This window comes from Citrobacter sp. Cf132 (assembly GCF_030333885.1).
In the GTDB taxonomy this organism is placed as follows: Bacteria; Pseudomonadota; Gammaproteobacteria; order Enterobacterales; family Enterobacteriaceae; genus Citrobacter; species Citrobacter freundii.
In genome coordinates this window covers 65345-81655 of the sequence record NZ_JAOWFA010000055.1, presented here as the reverse complement: position 1 = coordinate 81655, position 16311 = coordinate 65345, and the positions used below count along the sequence as shown (strand labels likewise).

The window sequence follows — 16311 nt, the reverse complement described above, 5'->3', positions numbered from 1 at the left end:
ATGTAGGTCTGATAAGGCGAAAAGACGCATCCGGCACCATTCAAAGGATAACCCGTAAATGAAGCAGCTCTCTTCACCGTTACAGCAGTACTGGCCGACCGTTGTTGAGCGGCTGCCAGCAGCAATATCTGAGTCCTCGCTTAGCGTTCAGACGAAGTCAGTACTTACATTCAGTGATTTTGTCCGTGACAGCATTATTGCCCATCCCGAATGGCTGGCTGAGCTGGAAAGCACTCCACCCCTGGCGGATGAATGGCAACACTATGCCAACTGGTTGCAGCAAGCATTGGCTGACGTTAGTGACGAAAACACACTGATGCGTGAGTTACGCCTGTTTCGCCGTCGCATTATGGTGCGTATCGCCTGGGCACAGACGCTGTCGCTGGTGACCGAAGAGAGTATTTTGCAGCAGCTAAGTCATCTGGCTGAAACGTTGATCGTCGCCGCGCGCGACTGGTTGTACGCAGCCTGCTGTCGCGAATGGGGTACGCCGTGTAATCCTGAAGGTGTTGCGCAGCCGCTGCTGATTTTAGGCATGGGGAAACTCGGCGGCGGCGAGCTGAATTTTTCCTCCGATATCGACCTGATTTTTGCCTGGCCGGAACACGGCAGCACACAGGGTGGGCGCCGCGAGCTGGATAACGCGCAGTTCTTTACCCGTATGGGCCAGCGGCTTATCAAAGTGCTGGATCAGCCCACAATGGATGGGTTTGTTTATCGGGTGGATATGCGTTTACGCCCGTTTGGCGACAGCGGCCCGCTGGTGCTGAGCTTCTCCGCGCTGGAGGATTATTACCAGGAACAAGGGCGCGACTGGGAACGCTATGCGATGGTTAAAGCCCGCATTATGGGCGATGCCGACGGCACATACGTCAGTGAGCTTCGTGCCATGCTGCGGCCTTTTGTCTTCCGTCGCTATATTGATTTCAGCGTGATCCAGTCGCTGCGTAACATGAAAGGGATGATTGCGCGTGAAGTACGCCGTCGTGGCCTGAAAGACAACATCAAGCTGGGGGCGGGCGGCATTCGTGAAATCGAATTTATCGTGCAGGTATTCCAGCTGATTCGCGGTGGGCGCGAGCCATCGCTGCAATCCCGCTCGCTGTTACCGACGCTTAGCGCCATCAATGCGCTGCACTTGCTGTCTGATACCGACGCGGAACAACTGCGCGCAGCCTATCTCTATTTACGCCGCCTGGAAAACCTGCTGCAAAGTATCAATGATGAGCAGACCCAGACGCTGCCGGGTGATGAACTGAATCGCGCGCGGCTGGCGTGGGGGATGAACGTTGATGACTGGCAGCAGTTAACCGATGTGCTGACCAATCATATGGACAACGTACGCCGGGTATTTAACGAGCTGATTGGCGATGACGAGGCCGAAACCCAGGAAGAGTCGCTCTCAGAACAGTGGCGCGAATTGTGGCAGGATGCCTTACAGGAAGATGACACCACGCCAGTGCTGACGCATCTGGCGGATGACGATCGGCGGCGCGTGCTGTCTCTGATTGCTGATTTCCGCAAAGAGCTGGATAAACGCACTATTGGCCCACGCGGACGACAGGTGCTGGATCATTTAATGCCGCATCTGCTGAGCGATGTCTGTACGCGTGACGACGCCTCAGTCCCGCTGTCACGCATTACACCGCTGCTGGTGGGTATTGTGACTCGCACGACCTATCTGGAACTGCTGAGCGAATTCCCCGGGGCGCTGAAGCATTTGATTTCGCTCTGTGCGGCCTCGCCGATGGTCGCCAGCCAGCTGGCGCGGTATCCGTTGTTGCTCGATGAACTGTTGGATCCGAATACCCTGTATCAACCTACCGCGACGGACGCCTACCGTGATGAGCTGCGCCAGTATTTGCTGCGCGTGCCGGAAGATGACGAAGAGCAGCAACTGGAGGCACTGCGCCAGTTTAAGCAAACGCAGCTACTGCGTATTGCCGCGGCTGATATCGCCGGCACGCTGCCGGTGATGAAGGTGAGCGACCATTTAACCTGGCTGGCGGAAGCGATTATTGATGCGGTAGTCCAGCAGGCGTGGACGCAGATGGTTGCTCGCTACGGGCAACCTACCCATCTTGGCGAACGTGAGGGGCGCGGTTTTGCCGTCGTCGGCTATGGCAAACTGGGCGGCTGGGAACTGGGTTACAGTTCGGATCTTGATTTGATCTTCCTGCATGATTGCCCGATGGACGTGATGACGGACGGTGAACGTGAGATTGATGGGCGACAGTTCTATCTGCGTCTGTCGCAGCGCATTATGCACCTTTTCAGCACCCGTACCTCGTCCGGTATTTTGTACGAAGTGGATGCGCGGCTGCGTCCATCCGGCGCGGCGGGAATGCTGGTGACATCAACCGACGCTTTCGACGATTACCAGCGCAACGAAGCCTGGACATGGGAGCATCAGGCACTGGTGCGTGCTCGTGTGGTATATGGCGACCCGCAGTTGACCTCTCAGTTTGATGCGATTCGTCGCGATATCATGACCCTCGTCCGTGATGGAAAAACCTTGCAGACCGACGTGCGTGAAATGCGTGAGAAAATGCGCGCCCATTTGGGCAATAAGCATCGGGATCGTTTTGATATTAAAGCGGATGAGGGTGGCATCACAGACATTGAGTTTATTACGCAGTATCTGGTGTTGCGCTATGCGCATGAAAAACCGAAGCTGACGCGCTGGTCGGATAATGTGCGCATTCTGGAATTACTGGCGCAAAACGACATTATGGACGAGCAGGAAGCGCTGGCGCTTACCCGTGCTTATACGACGTTGCGTGATGAACTTCACCATCTTGCGTTGCAGGAACTTCCGGGCCATGTGGCGCTGGAGCACTTTGACGCTGAACGTACGCTGGTGCGTGACAGCTGGCAGAAGTGGCTGGTTGCCGAGTGAAGTGTGCTATTATCGCGCGCAAATTTTAAGACCCTCAGAGAATCTCTCAGGAGACAGGAATGAAAGTAACGCTGCCAGAGTTTGAACGTGCAGGAGTCATGGTTGTCGGTGATGTGATGCTGGATCGCTACTGGTACGGCCCTACCAGCCGTATTTCACCTGAAGCGCCGGTTCCGGTGGTGAAGGTCGATACCATCGAAGAACGTCCCGGTGGCGCAGCAAACGTGGCGATGAACATTGCCTCTCTGGGCGCAAATTCTCGTCTGGTGGGTTTGACCGGTATCGACGACGCGGCGCGAGCGCTGAGCAAAACGCTGGCGGATGTGAACGTAAAATGCGATTTCGTGTCCGTGCCGACGCATCCGACAATCACCAAACTGCGCGTGCTTTCCCGCAACCAGCAGTTGATTCGTCTGGATTTTGAAGAAGGTTTTGAAGGCGTGGATCCGCAGCCGCTGCACGAGCGTATTAACCAGGCGCTGGGTTCTATCGGCGCTCTGGTGCTCTCTGACTATGCCAAAGGCGCGTTGGCAAGCGTGCAGCAGATGATTGCTCTGGCGCGTAAGGCTGGAGTTCCGGTACTTATCGATCCGAAAGGGACCGATTTTGAACGTTACCGCGGCGCAACGCTGCTAACGCCGAACCTGTCTGAGTTTGAAGCGGTAGCCGGTAAATGCAAAAGCGAAGATGAACTGGTTGAGCGCGGTATGAAAGTGATTGCTGATTTCGACCTTTCCGCACTGCTGATTACCCGTTCTGAACAGGGGATGACGTTGCTGCAACCGGGCAAATCGCCACTGCATATGCCGACGCAGGCGCAGGAAGTGTATGACGTGACCGGTGCGGGCGATACGGTAATCGGCGTGCTGGCGGCGACGCTGGCGGCGGGTAACACACTGGAAGAGGCGTGCTATTTTGCCAACGCTGCAGCCGGTGTTGTGGTCGGTAAACTGGGAACCTCCACCGTTTCTCCGATTGAACTGGAAAACGCGGTGCGTGGTCGGGCTGATACTGGTTTTGGCGTGATGAGCGAATCTGAGCTGAAACAGGCCGTTGCCAGCGCCCGCAAGCGCGGTGAGAAAGTGGTGATGACTAACGGCGTGTTCGACATCCTGCATGCGGGCCACGTTTCCTATCTGGCAAATGCGCGCAAGCTGGGCGATCGCCTGATCGTGGCGGTAAACAGCGATGCGTCGACCAAACGTCTGAAAGGTGAAACGCGTCCGGTTAACCCGCTGGAACAGCGCATGATCGTGCTGGGCGCGCTGGAATCCGTCGACTGGGTGGTCTCTTTTGAAGAAGATACACCGCAGCGTCTGATCGCCGGCATCCTGCCGGATCTGCTGGTCAAAGGCGGTGACTATAAGCCAGAAGATATTGCGGGCAGCAAAGAGGTATGGGCGAACGGCGGTGAAGTGCTGGTGCTGAACTTCGAAGATGGCTGCTCAACGACCAATATCATCAAGAAGATCCAGAAAGACAGCGATAAATAACAATTGGAATGTTTGTCGGATGGCGGTGTCCGGCCTACGAGGTTGTAGGCCGGATAAAACGCGTAAGCGTTGCCATCCGGCATTTCTGTTTCTTATTCTTCAGTCGTTTTCTCAACAGGCTGTGGACTGTTTTTCAGCGGATCGGCCAGTGCCGACAGCGAACCACCGGACAAACCAATTTCATTTAACAGCGAGTCAATCAGCGGCGCTTGTGTACGATAGGCAAGGGCGGCGGATAATGCCTGCTCAGCCAGATTCCCTCCGGTTACGTTACCTGCGGTCACTTCACCGACGGCGCCGCCACGATTCAGACCATCAACCTGGATAATCTTGATCCCATCGATAGATTTCATTGGCTCAACGGATTTCTCAATGACTGCTGGCAGGGACTGCAGCAGGGCCAGCTTAAATTTCAGACTGGTCTGTTCGTCGGAAAGCACGTTGATGGCATCGTTCAGCGCACGCTGGGCTTCGGCTTCCGCCAGACCTTTTTTCCGCGTGGCTTCGGCCAGTTCCACAATTGCCGCCGCCTGCAATTCTGCGGCTTCTTTTTCCGCTTTTGCCCGGACGGTCAGTTCAACCGCCTGGGTTTCTGCATCCTGCGCTGCGGCAATCAACGCCACCTGTTTGGCACGATCCGCTTCTGCGGTCTGGCGGGTGGTTTCTACGTTCTGCTGAGCGCGAACCGCTTCGGCCAGCGCATCGTTAGCGCGTGCTTCAGCCTGAGACTGCTGTTCAGACTTGGCGGCAATGGCGATGGACTTGGTCTGGTTGGCGATCTCCGTTGCCTGCTGCTGTTCGATCTCTTTAATGCGAACTTCACGCTCGGCCTCGACTTTTCTGGATCGCACCGCCTGTTCGCGCTCGATTTCTGTTTCCTGAATCTGGCGTTCGGCAAGAATGCGCGTCTGCTCAGCTTCACGATGGCGTTCGGCTTCGAAGGCGGCAATTTTAGCGTTTTGCTCGGCCGTGCGGGTCTTCACCTGCTGCTCCTGCTCGAGCGTCATGAAGGCTTCCTGCTGTTCGATCTCCAGCTTGCGCGACAGCGCATCACGGTTTTTCTCACGAACGGCAACTTCTACGTCCTGCTCGACTTCGTTACGTTCGCGACGACGGCGTTCTGTTTCCTGGGTCAGCTTGGTCAGACCCTCGGCATCAAAGGCGTTATTCGGGTTGAAATGGACTTTTTCGGTCTGGTTAAAGTTGGTGAGTGAAACGCTCTCCAGTTCCAGGCCGTTTTTGGACAGGTCTTCCGCGACGGTATTTTGTACGCCCTGAACGAAGTTTTCACGCGTATCCTGCAGTTCATGCATGGTCATCTGCGACGCAGTGGCACGTAGGGCATCAACAAACTTATCTTCTATTAGCACACGTAAATCCTCTGGTGACAGTGTTCGCTGTCCCAGCGTCTGTGCGGCGGTAGCAATCCCTTCAACAGACGGTTTTACACGCACGAAAAAGGCGACGACGACATCCACGCGCATACGGTCTTTGGTGATGAGACTGTCGACAGTTGAACGGCTCACCTCAAGTTTGAGGGTGTTCATGTTGATAGGAATAATTTCGTGGAAGATAGGCATGACAATTGCGCCGCCGCTCATCACCACTTTTTGTCCACCAAGGCCGGTACGCACAAACGCCTGTTCAGCAGATGCGCGGCGATACAGGCGGGCAAAAATAATCCCGATAATTACTAAGACGACCACCGCCACAATGGCGGTAAACATCCATGAAGGTAACATGCCAAAAACATCATCCATCTATAAGATCCCTCTGTATAAAATTATAAAACAGTCGGCCAGGGGTTTAGCTCGGCCAGGTAACGCGTTGCGGAGAGTCGGCAGATAATCAGCACCTTGTCTCCTTTTTTGAATTCTTTGCCCGCTTCAGGCTCCAGCAGCACATAGTGAGTCTGCCCGAACTTATCGGTAAATTTGCCTTCGCAGGGGGTTCCGGCACTTGCGGAATGTCCGGTAATAATCGCCATGCTGCCGATAAATTCATCTTCAGCGAGGGCGGTGGTTTCATCCCGCGGCAGCCAGGGAGCAATGATTTTTCCGCTGTAATGCACGGCGAAGACGGCAAGAATAAAACTCACCGGAGCAAGCAGCAGGTTGCTGAGCGGTACTTGCCACAGCGTGACCCAGCCATGCTGAAGGAGGATACCGAAGAGTCCAAAGAAGCCAGCGAGTAAGCACAGCACGATCAGTGCCGGGATCCGCCCGATATTGAGATAGTGAAGCGCCTGGCCGATATTGCCAGAAGTCAGGGCATCGTAATGTTCGAGGTGAGCATCAAGCGCACCTGAAAGAAAATGGCCAAAAATAAGAGAGATGATTTCCAGTAGGCCAATCAACAGTACAAATGAAATAGCAAACAGGTAGGGGCTGTTATAATCCGTGAATAATACCAAGTTGTTTCCTCCTGTTACTGCGTTCCCTGTCCGTGTCAAAAGTAATGGTTTTACCTCTTACTTTTACATGACGTTACAATAACATGCGTTACCCTGGTCTTTAATCCGAAAAGGGGCTCATCCCCCTCTTAGATTTTGTAGGAAACTGTGAAGCAGGCGGTTTTTTTGCGCACAATATGTACAGAATAACTTCGTATCCAGGGAAATACTGAAATTAGAAAAAGCATATGGCCTTAGCAGATATTAAATAACTGGAGGGTATGCTCATGAACAGCAATATGTATTCAATGAACAATTTCGATTTCCTGGCCCGTAGTTTTGCCAGAATGCAGGCTGAGGGCCATCCCGTTGATATCCAGGCGATAACCGGGAACATGGATGAAGAACATCGTAGCTGGTTTTGCAAACGTTATGCGCTGTACTGCCAGCAGGCGACGGAAGCCAGGAAGCTAGAACTGGAACACTAACAGAAAAACGGGCCTTGCGGCCCGTTGTCGTTTTACTCTTGCGGATCGACTGACGGGATCGCGGGGGCAGGTTTAACTTCTGCCGTTTTTTCACGCGATTCCAGCTCAGTCAGACGTTGCTCAAGCAGCGCCAGCTTTTCACGTGTGCGCAATAAAACCTGAGTCTGTACATCGAATTCTTCACGGCTTACCAGATCCAGACGGGTCAGCTGTGACTGCAGCGTTTGACGAATTTTCTTCTCGATGTCTTCGCCAAACTCGCGGATCCCTTTCGGCATCGACTCGTGAACCTGACGAGCAATCTGCTCAATTTTTTTCGGGTCAATCATTGTGGTTTCCCTGAACTGGTACGTGTTGCTGCCTATTGTAGTGCGAACTGGCACAGGCATAAACCAGAATTGTGTGAAGCTAAGACGAGTAAAGGCGTTGATGAAGGTAATCAATAGCGTTATAGTTAACCCGCTTATTCTCAGGGCGGGGCGAAATTCCCCACCGGCGGTAAATCAACTGATGTTGAAAGCCCGCGAGCGCTTTTTGTTACGGCAAAAAGGTCAGCAGATCCGGTGTAATTCCGGGGCCGACGGTTAGAGTCCGGATGGGAGAGAGTAACGATCCAGTCGGGCATGGACCCGCTCACGTTATTTTTTTGCCGCTTAGACGGTACTCCTAAGACTGCCCTGATTCTGGTAACCATAATTTTAGTGAGGTTTTTTTACCATGAATCAGACGCTACTTTCCTCTTTTGGTACGGCTTTCGAACGTGTTGAACATGCGCTGTCTGCGCTGCGTGAAGGACGCGGTGTGATGGTGCTTGACGATGAAGATCGCGAAAACGAAGGCGATATGATTTTCCCGGCAGAAACCATGACCGTAGAACAGATGGCGCTGACCATCCGTCACGGTAGCGGTATTGTATGCCTGTGCATCACTGAAGACCGACGCAAACAGCTCGATCTGCCAATGATGGTGGAAAATAATACCAGCGCTTACGGTACCGGTTTTACCGTGACCATTGAAGCCGCAGAAGGCGTGACCACCGGCGTTTCCGCAGCAGACCGTGTTACTACGGTGCGTGCGGCAATTAAGGATGGCGCTAAACCTTCCGATCTGAACCGTCCGGGGCACGTGTTCCCGCTGCGTGCTCAAGCTGGTGGTGTGTTGACCCGCGGTGGTCATACTGAAGCGACCATCGACCTGATGACGCTGGCTGGGTTTAAACCAGCGGGTGTGCTGTGCGAATTGACTAATGATGATGGCACCATGGCGCGTGCGCCACAGTGCATTGAGTTTGCCGGCAAGCACAATATGGCTGTAGTCACTATCGAAGATTTAGTGGCTTATCGTCAGGCGCACGAGCGCAAAGCCAGCTAATAGACTATTACCACGTTAGTTGTGGTAAGCATAAAAAACCGAAGCCATCTTCCAGGCTTCGGTTTTTTTATTTTTGCTCAAATTATTTGGTTCTGGTCAGTTTTAAAGTCCAGGCGCCGCTCATTATCACCAACAGCACTAAACATAAGCCAAAGGCTAACAGGCATGCCTGCGCCATGTTCATAAATTGCCACGGTGGAAACAGATACCAGCCTTCAGACTGTTGGTATAGATCGATAAACCACTTTTGCGTACTGCTGAGTGCCACGCCATCAGGCACTATGGGGGCATCATAGCCGCAATCTCCAGTGGGTTTAAACCACTCCGCAGCCCAGCTTGCCAGCGGCAAATTGAAAGGGAATGTCGGATCGGTGGAACACCCCTGGACGCCAAACAGCGAATCTGGGCTATGTACCGCATGATGAATATCATTGAGTTTGAGCGAGAACTTAATGCCCATGATGCTGCCGTAGAATGCCGCAATGCAGCCAATAAGCTTCAGAACAACATTTTTAGGGTTTATTGCCGCGATCAATCCACCGAAAACCATCACAAACATGGCAAAGCGAATGTAGACACACTGCTCGCAGGGGGCCATATAGAGATAGATTTGGAAAAACGAGTGTGCCAATATTATTAACCCGCCCATTGCGCAGGCCATCAGTAGCCACAGAAAGCGCTGTTCCTGCCATCTCACCAGCGTATCAACCGGCGTGGTACGTAAGTCCCGCCACCATCCTTTTATGAAAACCATAGCCTCGTCCCTGTTTATTTTGTCGCCAGTTCTCTGACAAGCTCAGCCATGGAGTCAATGGATTTGATACTCTTGGTGTAGATCAGGTATTTACCGTTAACGACGTAAGCCGGAACCCCCTGAATTTTGGCGACGTCATATGCCGCTTTCCATTTCTCCAGCGTTTGCTGAACGGTGGGATCTTGCAGCGCGGCGTCAAAATCTGCCTGGCTCATGCCTGCAGCATCCAGGCCTGTTTTAATGAATGCGGCCGGATCTTTACCATCTGACCAGCGCTCTTTCTTGTCGTGGTAAGCAGCGTAATAAGCGAATTTCGCTTTTTTGAACTGTGATTTGGCATCAAATAATGAAATCCCTGCTGCCTGATCTTTAGCAATCATTACTGCAAAAACTTCACTGGCCTGTTTACCATATTCCCCTTTGGTTTCAAGATGAAATGGTGTGAAGGTGACGAGATCGGCCACTTTTTCAGAAACCGGGCCAGTCACGGCTTTATCATATTTGTAACAGAACGGACAGGCGTAGCTGAATACTTTTATTAACGTCTTATCAGCATTAGGAATCGGTTTCTCCAAAACCATATAATCAGTGCCTTCTGTAAAAGCTGAGGCGGCAAACGACGAGGCAAGTGCGGCGGTTAATACCACGCTTTTAAATAATGAAGTAATCCATTTAGATGACATAATTAATCCTTAATCTAACGATATTATTTAAACATTTGTTGTGGGTGAACCAGTAATGCGCGGTAGTGCGTTTGGTTTGGCTTATCTGAAAGGACATCAATTTCGACTTTGACTTCTTTAGTCTTATAGTCAATTTCGTTGATTTTGCCGATGGTTGGTTGTCCAACGTCAAATAAATTAATAGAACCACCAAATCCAAACATGGTGTCGCGGTCTTTCTGATATTCGATAACCGAGGTGATGGGACTATAGAAATCGTAACCGCGTTCTTTTCCGTATTCCCAAATTTGCTGAACGGTTCCTTTTTTCTCGTCAACTTTATATTCGACGAACCGGGAGTATTTCATCGTCGGCAATGCCGGTTGTTCGAGCCCACGACCATCGCCGTTGTCAAAGATGGTTAATGTCCCCTTGCTCGAGAGCCATGCGGTGTGTTGGGTGTAGGTAAAATCGAAATCAGTATTCTCGCACTTACCGTTTTCGTCACATTTTAGCGCGTTGCCCTTATCATCAACCGGTTTTAACAGCTTGCTTGCCAGCGCCTTATTCCAGCCTTTAGACGGTGCCAGAATCCACTTCACCTGTTTATCGCGACCGATTTTGACAACACCCTGATGGCGGGAAGAGATAATAATGGAGTCATCTTTGGCATCATAGGCAATGGAGTTAACGTGCGCCCAGTTACGACCTGCACCCACTCCGAGGGCGTCACCGTAAGGAGTATCTGGCTCCAGTTTCGCCTGTTGACCGGCATGAGCGAGGTCAACGTTGACGCATACCGCGCCTGCGTCCAGCGCACCCAGAAGCGCATCACGCATCGGATCGAGTATCTTTGTCAGATCCCACACATCAACCACACGACCGGACTTGTCTACTTCAATTATCTGATCGCGGATGGTTTGCACATGGATGCCATCTTCTTTGCGATAATCGCGTTTGCCCACGCGAAGCAACACGGTGTCGTTGATTGTTTCGATCGATTCATGCGACGCGTCGAGGAAGCCGCGCGGTAGCTTATGATCGGCCAGAATCTGCCCCATCATATCAAATTCGTACCAATGCTGACCCTGAACGGCTGTGAAGGTGCCGCGCGGTGTTTCACGAATACCCATCAGGTAGCCGCGCTTGTTGATATCCATGTCATGGCCATCGTAAAAGGTATCTTGATCCAGCCACCAACGATATTCACCTTCCGTATCGACGACAAAGGTAAAGGGTGCGATATCAAAAGGTAATGCGCCACCGGCTGGACCTGCATCCAGGATGCCGGCATTTTTGTCTTTTTCACCATGCCAGTGGAATTCTGCCCCCTGTGGGGTGAAAGTATGGGTATTCACCAGATAGAGGCGGTCTTCAAAACCAGGCGCTACCTTAATAACTTTCGTTTGCTGTAAATCGGAAATAGAACGGTTATCCATGTAGTGATTAACGATGGCGGACGTTTGCACCACATAATCATCCTTCATGGCTTTGCCATTTTCTTTATATTCAACGGTGACCTTATTAGCAAACTTTTGATAAAGACCAAAAATAGGCACGCCGTCATAGGTTGCTAACGACTCTTTGCCAACTGTATAAGTAACAGGAACTCCTTTCTCGCCTTTGCCATGAACGGTGACTTTAACATCTGAAATAACGTGACTATCTAATTCAACCAGTGCGGTAAGCGGGGCGTTTCCGTATGGGTCAACTACTATTGCCCCCAGTTTTCCCGCAGGTTGAGCGGGTTGAAAACCTGCGGCAAACGAATTTCCAGCGGTTAATCCAAACGTCAGTGCGAGTGTGCCAGCGAGAAGTGTTTTTCGGTATTGTCTAAACATGGATATATCTCCTTATATTAACTTTAAATATAATTTCACTGAATATATTATGTTTTTACGATATGGCTAAAAATGAAAATGGTACTACTGATGTCACTTTTATTGTGGGTATATAAATATTTATGAAGTGTATTATTCTACAAAATCTAATTTTTATTGTTTTCTGGATAGTATGAGTGAGGTATTTTAAGAACAATGTTTATTATTGCTTAGTGTGATCTCGTCGACAGAGTTTTATTTTTTTATAACTGTTTTAGCTATTGGCATAGCTGCTGGTTTATATGATCGAAATCATATATTTGTTTCTGAAATATGCCACTATAGGGGTATGTCAGAATAAGTTTATGTAAAATTTTAACGTTAAATGTTTAATGATGTTAAATGTTAAGGGTAAAAGAATGTTTATTGCCTGGTATTGGATCGTATTAATTGCACTCGTTGCATTGGGTTATTATTGCCATATGAAGCGTTATTGTCGGGCATTCCGACAAGACAGAGACGCATTGCTTGAGGCGCGAAACAAACTCTTCCGACGTTCTGGTGAAGATAACAGCGTGATTAAGGAACAGAAATAGTCCTTCACGTTCTGCTATGGATGAGCGGATGCTGTAAAATAGCAGGGTGGCATCCGCCCTCTGGATTATCCGATTCCCATGGACTGGAGGATGACGAGACTTAACCCCATCACCGACATTCCGCACAGGACCCCATAGCTGGGATTATTATTTGGGTCGATCTCTTTTGCCAGTGGCATCAATTCATCGACTGACAGCGCCACCATAATACCCGCTACTGCCGCCATTATTGCCGCCATCACCACAGGCGAGATGAGACTCCCCAGAATTAACCACGCCAGTACGCCGCCCAGTATTTCCGCCATGCCCGAGATCCCGGCCCAGAATATCGCCGTACGTTTGGAGCCCGTTGCTGCATAGACCGGACCTGCAACGGCTAATCCTTCAGGAATATTGTGTAATGCGACGGCAAGCGCAATACCAAAGCCCAGCTCGAGGTTGCTGCTGGCGGTAACAAACGTCGCAATCCCTTCCGGAAAATTGTGCAGGCTGATGCCGAGCGTTAATAAAATCGCGGTGCGTTTAATGGATCCGGGTAGAGGCTGCGTTGTTTTTTGTACCAGATCCTGAGGGTGCGCGTGCGGCAATAGACGGTCCAGGCCAAAGTAGCCCAGCAAGCCGACGATAAACATTCCGTAGCCCAGAACTGGCGACATGCCTTCAGCGGCCAGCGCAGCAGGTAGCATTTCCATTAGAGAGATCAGTAGCATAATCCCGGCAGCGAAGCCTAAAGAAAAGGCGAGAACGCGGTTGGAAGGCTTTTGCCCTAACACGCCGAGAAATGCGCCGATAAACGTGGCGGCACCTGCCAGTAAAGTCAGAAGTAAAGGTACTGACATCGACAAATAAAACTCCTTATCAATCTGCTTTCCGGACTGGATCGTCAAAATAACTGATGATCTTCATCATGGTTATCTGAGTTCTTCATCAACCGAATAAGCGTATTGTAATGGTATCAAAATGACTCCCTCAGTAAGGATATCATCATGTCTTCAACTCGTATGCCAGCATTGTTTTTGGGCCACGGTAGCCCGATGAATGTTCTGGAAGATAACGTTTATACCCGTGCCTGGCAGCAACTGGGGGAAACGTTGCCGCGTCCGAAAGCCATTGTGGTGGTCTCGGCGCACTGGTTCACCCGTGGAACGGGTGTGACAGCGATGGAAGCGCCTAAAACGATCCACGATTTCGGCGGTTTTCCGCAAGCGCTGTATGACACCCATTACCCAGCGCCCGGTTCGCCTGAACTGGCGCAGCACCTGGTTGATTTACTTGCTCCTGTACCCGTCGCGTTAGACAAAGAGGCGTGGGGTTTTGACCACGGTTCCTGGGGCGTACTGATCAAGATGTACCCGAATGCCGACATCCCGATGGTGCAGTTAAGCATCGATAGTACAAAACCGGCGGCCTGGCATTTTGAGATGGGCCGCAAGCTGGCGGCACTGCGTGATGAGGGTATTATGCTGGTGGCCAGTGGTAACGTGGTGCATAACCTGCGTACTGCGCGTTGGCACGGTGAGAACACGCCATATCCGTGGGCAACCTCATTCAATGATTATGTTAAGGCTAACCTGACCTGGCAGGGACCGGTTGAGCAGCACCCGCTGGTGAACTATCTCGATCATGAAGGTGGATCGTTGTCGAACCCGACGCCAGATCACTATCTGCCGCTGCTGTATGTTCTCGGGGCATGGGATGGTAAAGAGTCTGTTACGATCCCTGTAGATGGTATCGAGATGGGAAGTTTAAGTATGTTGTCGGTGCAGGTTGGGTGATGAACGCCCGATGGCGCTACGCTTATCGGGCATTAAGTTCGTGCCGTAGGCCGGGTAAGGCGGAGCCGCCACCCGGCACTCTCAATCATTCGACAAAAATATGCGGATAGAAACGTGACAGATCCTGCGTGATCAACGCACGGTCTTCACGAATGCCGATTCCTGCGGGTTGATCGTTGATCAGCCAGCTGCCAATCAGCATATAGCTGTCGCCAAACTTCGGTAGCTGATGGAACTGCTGCACGATCATACCTTCTTCACCGTACGGTCCTTCCACGGATTCGATCGTTTTACCGTTCTCAATGATGGAGACGTTAGCTCCCTCGCGCGAGAAGATCGGTTTGACAACGAATTTATCCATCTGCGGGTAGTCGTCTTCGGCGAAATATGCTGGCAGAAGGTTCGGATGATTCGGGAACATTTCCCATAACAGAGGTAACAGTGCTTTGTTGGAAATAATGCTCTTCCAGGCGGGTTCCAGCCAGCGAACGCCAGCGTCTTCCAGCTTGGTGGAGAACATTTCACGCAGCATGAATTCCCACGGATAGAGCTTGAACAGGTTAGCGATCACCTGATCCTGCATATCGGTGAATTGGCCTTTTTCACCAAGACCAATATCTTCTACATAGAGGAATTCTGTAGCGATCTCTGCTTCGGCCGCGCAATCCTGCAGATACTGGATCGTACCGCGATCTTCCACCGTATCACGACAGCAGGTCAGATGTAGCAGTTGAAAACCATACTGTTCACGCAGCTCGGTGAAACGCTCGATCAGCTTTTCCTGCAGACTGTTGAACTGATCGCTGCCTTCCGGCAGGTTGCCCGCATTGAGCTGATCTTCCAGCCAGATCCACTGGAAAAACGCAGCTTCGTATAGCGAGGTTGGGGTATCAGCGTTGTTTTCCAGCAGTTTGGGTTCACCGGTTCCATCCCACGCCAGATCGAGACGTGAATAGAGCGACGGTTGCTGTGTCAGCCAGGACTGGCGGACAAAACCCCAGGTATGCTTCGGAATGCGAAACTTGGTCATCAGCTCATCGCTGGCAATGACCTTTTCCACCACTTTGAGGCACATTTGATGTAGCTCTGCGGTGACCTCTTCCAGCTTTTCAACCTGAGCAAGGGTGAGTTTGTAGTACGCGTCTTCACACCAGTACGGCTCGCCGTACATAGTGTGAAAATTAAAACCGTATTCGGTGGCTTTATCGCGCCAGTCCGGGCGCTCAACAATACTGACTCTTTCCATGACGATCAGCCACCCATTGAACGTGTGGTGGTGCCGCTTGCGCTACGCTGCATGGTGCTCTGTTTGGCCACAGATTCACCAAATCCGCCGCGGGTTACGGTAGAGGTGGTGGCTGGTTTCGGTGCCATAGCGGTTTTTGGTACGGTCATGGTGCGACCCGGCGTTGCTGCGCCGTAGTTTTTACCGCTGGCATCTGTGTATTTGCCGTAAGCCGGGCTGGCCGGGTTTTTCGAGCTAAACAGCGGTTGCTGAGCGCCCATTCCGCCACCCATCAGTCGGCCCATCATGTAGCCTGCCATCAGTGGCATCCAGAAGCTGCCGCTGCTTTGATTCTGCGCCTGAGCCTGACCTTCACCGGTCGGCGCCATACCTGCTTGCGCAGGAGCCTGCTGGCACTGGCCTTCGCCGAATTCAGCGATACAGTCTTCACGAGTGGCGTATTTTGGCGCGGTACGTTCAGCTTCTTTCAGCGCGTTGTTAAACGCGGTAGTACATTCGGCGCTTTTACCCGGATTTGCTGCAGAGCAATCGTCAGCGTTCTGATAAAGCGAAACCGTTTCGTCACTCTTTTCACAGCCCGCGAGCATAAAAACTGCGGTAACTGCTAGGGCGACAGGAGTCAGATGGCGCGCGCTCCAGCTTTTGCGGAACGAGGCGTGATGTATCGATTTTGTCCGTTTCATTTTTGTCTTCCAGGACCCAGTGGTAAATACAGTAAATAATGCTCAGGATAGAGGATGACTGGTCGAAATTGAAGCGGGAAGAGGCGAGAATGCGCAGGAAGGGGCGGATCTTTACGTTGTCTTACGTTCAGA

At 51.5% G+C, this 16311-nt stretch carries 14 protein-coding genes and 1 riboswitch; of the genes, 5 read left to right on the top strand and 9 right to left on the bottom strand.

The window, feature by feature from the left end:
• Positions 1-58: 58 nt before the first annotated feature.
• Positions 59-2899, top strand: coding sequence for a bifunctional [glutamate--ammonia ligase]-adenylyl-L-tyrosine phosphorylase/[glutamate--ammonia-ligase] adenylyltransferase (gene glnE / locus OGV85_RS12800; RefSeq protein ID WP_061547802.1), 2841 nt, complete (start codon positions 59-61; stop codon positions 2897-2899).
• Between the two features lie 59 nt (positions 2900-2958).
• On the top strand, positions 2959-4392 hold the full coding sequence (gene hldE, locus OGV85_RS12795) for a bifunctional D-glycero-beta-D-manno-heptose-7-phosphate kinase/D-glycero-beta-D-manno-heptose 1-phosphate adenylyltransferase HldE (RefSeq protein ID WP_032950130.1): 1434 nt from the start codon (positions 2959-2961) through the stop codon (positions 4390-4392).
• Positions 4393-4484: 92 nt separating this feature from the next.
• Here the strand turns inward: hldE and OGV85_RS12790 are convergent, their stop codons facing one another.
• A complete protein-coding gene (locus OGV85_RS12790; protein ID WP_003024632.1) occupies positions 4485-6152 on the bottom strand; it encodes a flotillin family protein in 1668 nt (555 codons plus the stop codon).
• Between the two features lie 23 nt (positions 6153-6175).
• A complete protein-coding gene (locus tag OGV85_RS12785; RefSeq protein ID WP_181522690.1) occupies positions 6176-6805 on the bottom strand; it encodes an OB-fold-containig protein in 630 nt (209 codons plus the stop codon).
• Positions 6806-7065: 260 nt separating this feature from the next.
• Here OGV85_RS12785 and glgS point away from each other — a divergent pair, with 260 nt between their 5' ends.
• Positions 7066-7272 carry a cell surface composition regulator GlgS gene (gene glgS / locus OGV85_RS12780; RefSeq protein WP_019077704.1) on the top strand — a complete coding sequence of 69 codons (207 nt, stop codon included), beginning with the start codon at positions 7066-7068 and terminating at the stop codon, positions 7270-7272.
• Positions 7273-7304: 32 nt separating this feature from the next.
• Here the strand turns inward: glgS and ubiK are convergent, their stop codons facing one another.
• Entirely contained in the window at positions 7305-7601 is a 297-nt protein-coding gene (gene ubiK, locus OGV85_RS12775) for a ubiquinone biosynthesis accessory factor UbiK (protein WP_061547800.1), read from the bottom strand.
• Positions 7602-7733: 132 nt separating this feature from the next.
• Positions 7734-7883, top strand: a riboswitch (FMN riboswitch).
• A 106-nt stretch (positions 7884-7989) separates the two neighbouring features.
• Between ubiK and ribB the strand changes: the two genes are divergently transcribed.
• A complete protein-coding gene (gene ribB / locus OGV85_RS12770) occupies positions 7990-8643 on the top strand; it encodes a 3,4-dihydroxy-2-butanone-4-phosphate synthase (RefSeq protein WP_061547799.1) in 654 nt (217 codons plus the stop codon).
• Between the two features lie 82 nt (positions 8644-8725).
• Here ribB and dsbI read toward each other — a convergent pair whose 3' ends face one another.
• The 4 genes from dsbI to zupT form a co-directional block, all read right to left on the bottom strand.
• Positions 8726-9397, bottom strand: a complete 672-nt coding sequence (gene dsbI, locus OGV85_RS12765; protein WP_061547798.1) for a protein-disulfide oxidoreductase DsbI — start codon at positions 9395-9397, stop codon at positions 8726-8728.
• Between the two features lie 14 nt (positions 9398-9411).
• Positions 9412-10080 (bottom strand): thiol:disulfide interchange protein DsbA/DsbL, encoded by a 669-nt coding sequence (locus OGV85_RS12760; protein WP_003024608.1) that lies wholly within the window; start codon positions 10078-10080, stop codon positions 9412-9414.
• A gap of 23 nt (positions 10081-10103) precedes the next feature.
• A complete protein-coding gene (gene assT, locus OGV85_RS12755; RefSeq protein ID WP_032950123.1) occupies positions 10104-11900 on the bottom strand; it encodes an arylsulfate sulfotransferase AssT in 1797 nt (598 codons plus the stop codon).
• A 640-nt stretch (positions 11901-12540) separates the two neighbouring features.
• On the bottom strand, positions 12541-13314 hold the full coding sequence (gene zupT, locus OGV85_RS12745) for a zinc transporter ZupT (RefSeq protein WP_003024600.1): 774 nt from the start codon (positions 13312-13314) through the stop codon (positions 12541-12543).
• A 147-nt stretch (positions 13315-13461) separates the two neighbouring features.
• On the opposite strand from zupT, the gene ygiD reads away from it, so the two are divergent.
• Positions 13462-14250 carry a 4,5-DOPA-extradiol-dioxygenase gene (gene ygiD, locus OGV85_RS12740; protein WP_003846311.1) on the top strand — a complete coding sequence of 263 codons (789 nt, stop codon included), beginning with the start codon at positions 13462-13464 and terminating at the stop codon, positions 14248-14250.
• A gap of 85 nt (positions 14251-14335) precedes the next feature.
• Here the strand turns inward: ygiD and OGV85_RS12735 are convergent, their stop codons facing one another.
• Both OGV85_RS12735 and OGV85_RS12730 read right to left on the bottom strand, forming a co-directional pair.
• Positions 14336-15496, bottom strand: coding sequence for a glutathionylspermidine synthase family protein (locus OGV85_RS12735; protein ID WP_003024594.1), 1161 nt, complete (start codon positions 15494-15496; stop codon positions 14336-14338).
• Between the two features lie 5 nt (positions 15497-15501).
• Positions 15502-16179 carry a DUF1190 family protein gene (locus OGV85_RS12730; protein ID WP_003024591.1) on the bottom strand — a complete coding sequence of 226 codons (678 nt, stop codon included), beginning with the start codon at positions 16177-16179 and terminating at the stop codon, positions 15502-15504.
• Positions 16180-16311 lie beyond the last annotated feature (132 nt).

What these genes read in the sequence shown, in the direction of transcription:
- dsbI (WP_061547798.1), bottom strand. Translation starts at nt 9,397, where the DNA reads ATGGTTTTCATAAAAGGATGGTGGCGGGACTTACGTACCACGCCGGTT.
- hldE (WP_032950130.1), top strand. Translation starts at nt 2,959, where the DNA reads ATGAAAGTAACGCTGCCAGAGTTTGAACGTGCAGGAGTCATGGTTGTC.
- OGV85_RS12790 (WP_003024632.1), bottom strand. Translation starts at nt 6,152, where the DNA reads ATGGATGATGTTTTTGGCATGTTACCTTCATGGATGTTTACCGCCATT.
- ygiD (WP_003846311.1), top strand. Translation starts at nt 13,462, where the DNA reads ATGTCTTCAACTCGTATGCCAGCATTGTTTTTGGGCCACGGTAGCCCG.
- zupT (WP_003024600.1), bottom strand. Translation starts at nt 13,314, where the DNA reads ATGTCAGTACCTTTACTTCTGACTTTACTGGCAGGTGCCGCCACGTTT.
- glnE (WP_061547802.1), top strand. Translation starts at nt 59, where the DNA reads ATGAAGCAGCTCTCTTCACCGTTACAGCAGTACTGGCCGACCGTTGTT.
- OGV85_RS12760 (WP_003024608.1), bottom strand. Translation starts at nt 10,080, where the DNA reads ATGTCATCTAAATGGATTACTTCATTATTTAAAAGCGTGGTATTAACC.
- ribB (WP_061547799.1), top strand. Translation starts at nt 7,990, where the DNA reads ATGAATCAGACGCTACTTTCCTCTTTTGGTACGGCTTTCGAACGTGTT.
- OGV85_RS12730 (WP_003024591.1), bottom strand. Translation starts at nt 16,179, where the DNA reads ATGAAACGGACAAAATCGATACATCACGCCTCGTTCCGCAAAAGCTGG.
- ubiK (WP_061547800.1), bottom strand. Translation starts at nt 7,601, where the DNA reads ATGATTGACCCGAAAAAAATTGAGCAGATTGCTCGTCAGGTTCACGAG.
- assT (WP_032950123.1), bottom strand. Translation starts at nt 11,900, where the DNA reads ATGTTTAGACAATACCGAAAAACACTTCTCGCTGGCACACTCGCACTG.
- OGV85_RS12735 (WP_003024594.1), bottom strand. Translation starts at nt 15,496, where the DNA reads ATGGAAAGAGTCAGTATTGTTGAGCGCCCGGACTGGCGCGATAAAGCC.
- glgS (WP_019077704.1), top strand. Translation starts at nt 7,066, where the DNA reads ATGCTCATGAACAGCAATATGTATTCAATGAACAATTTCGATTTCCTG.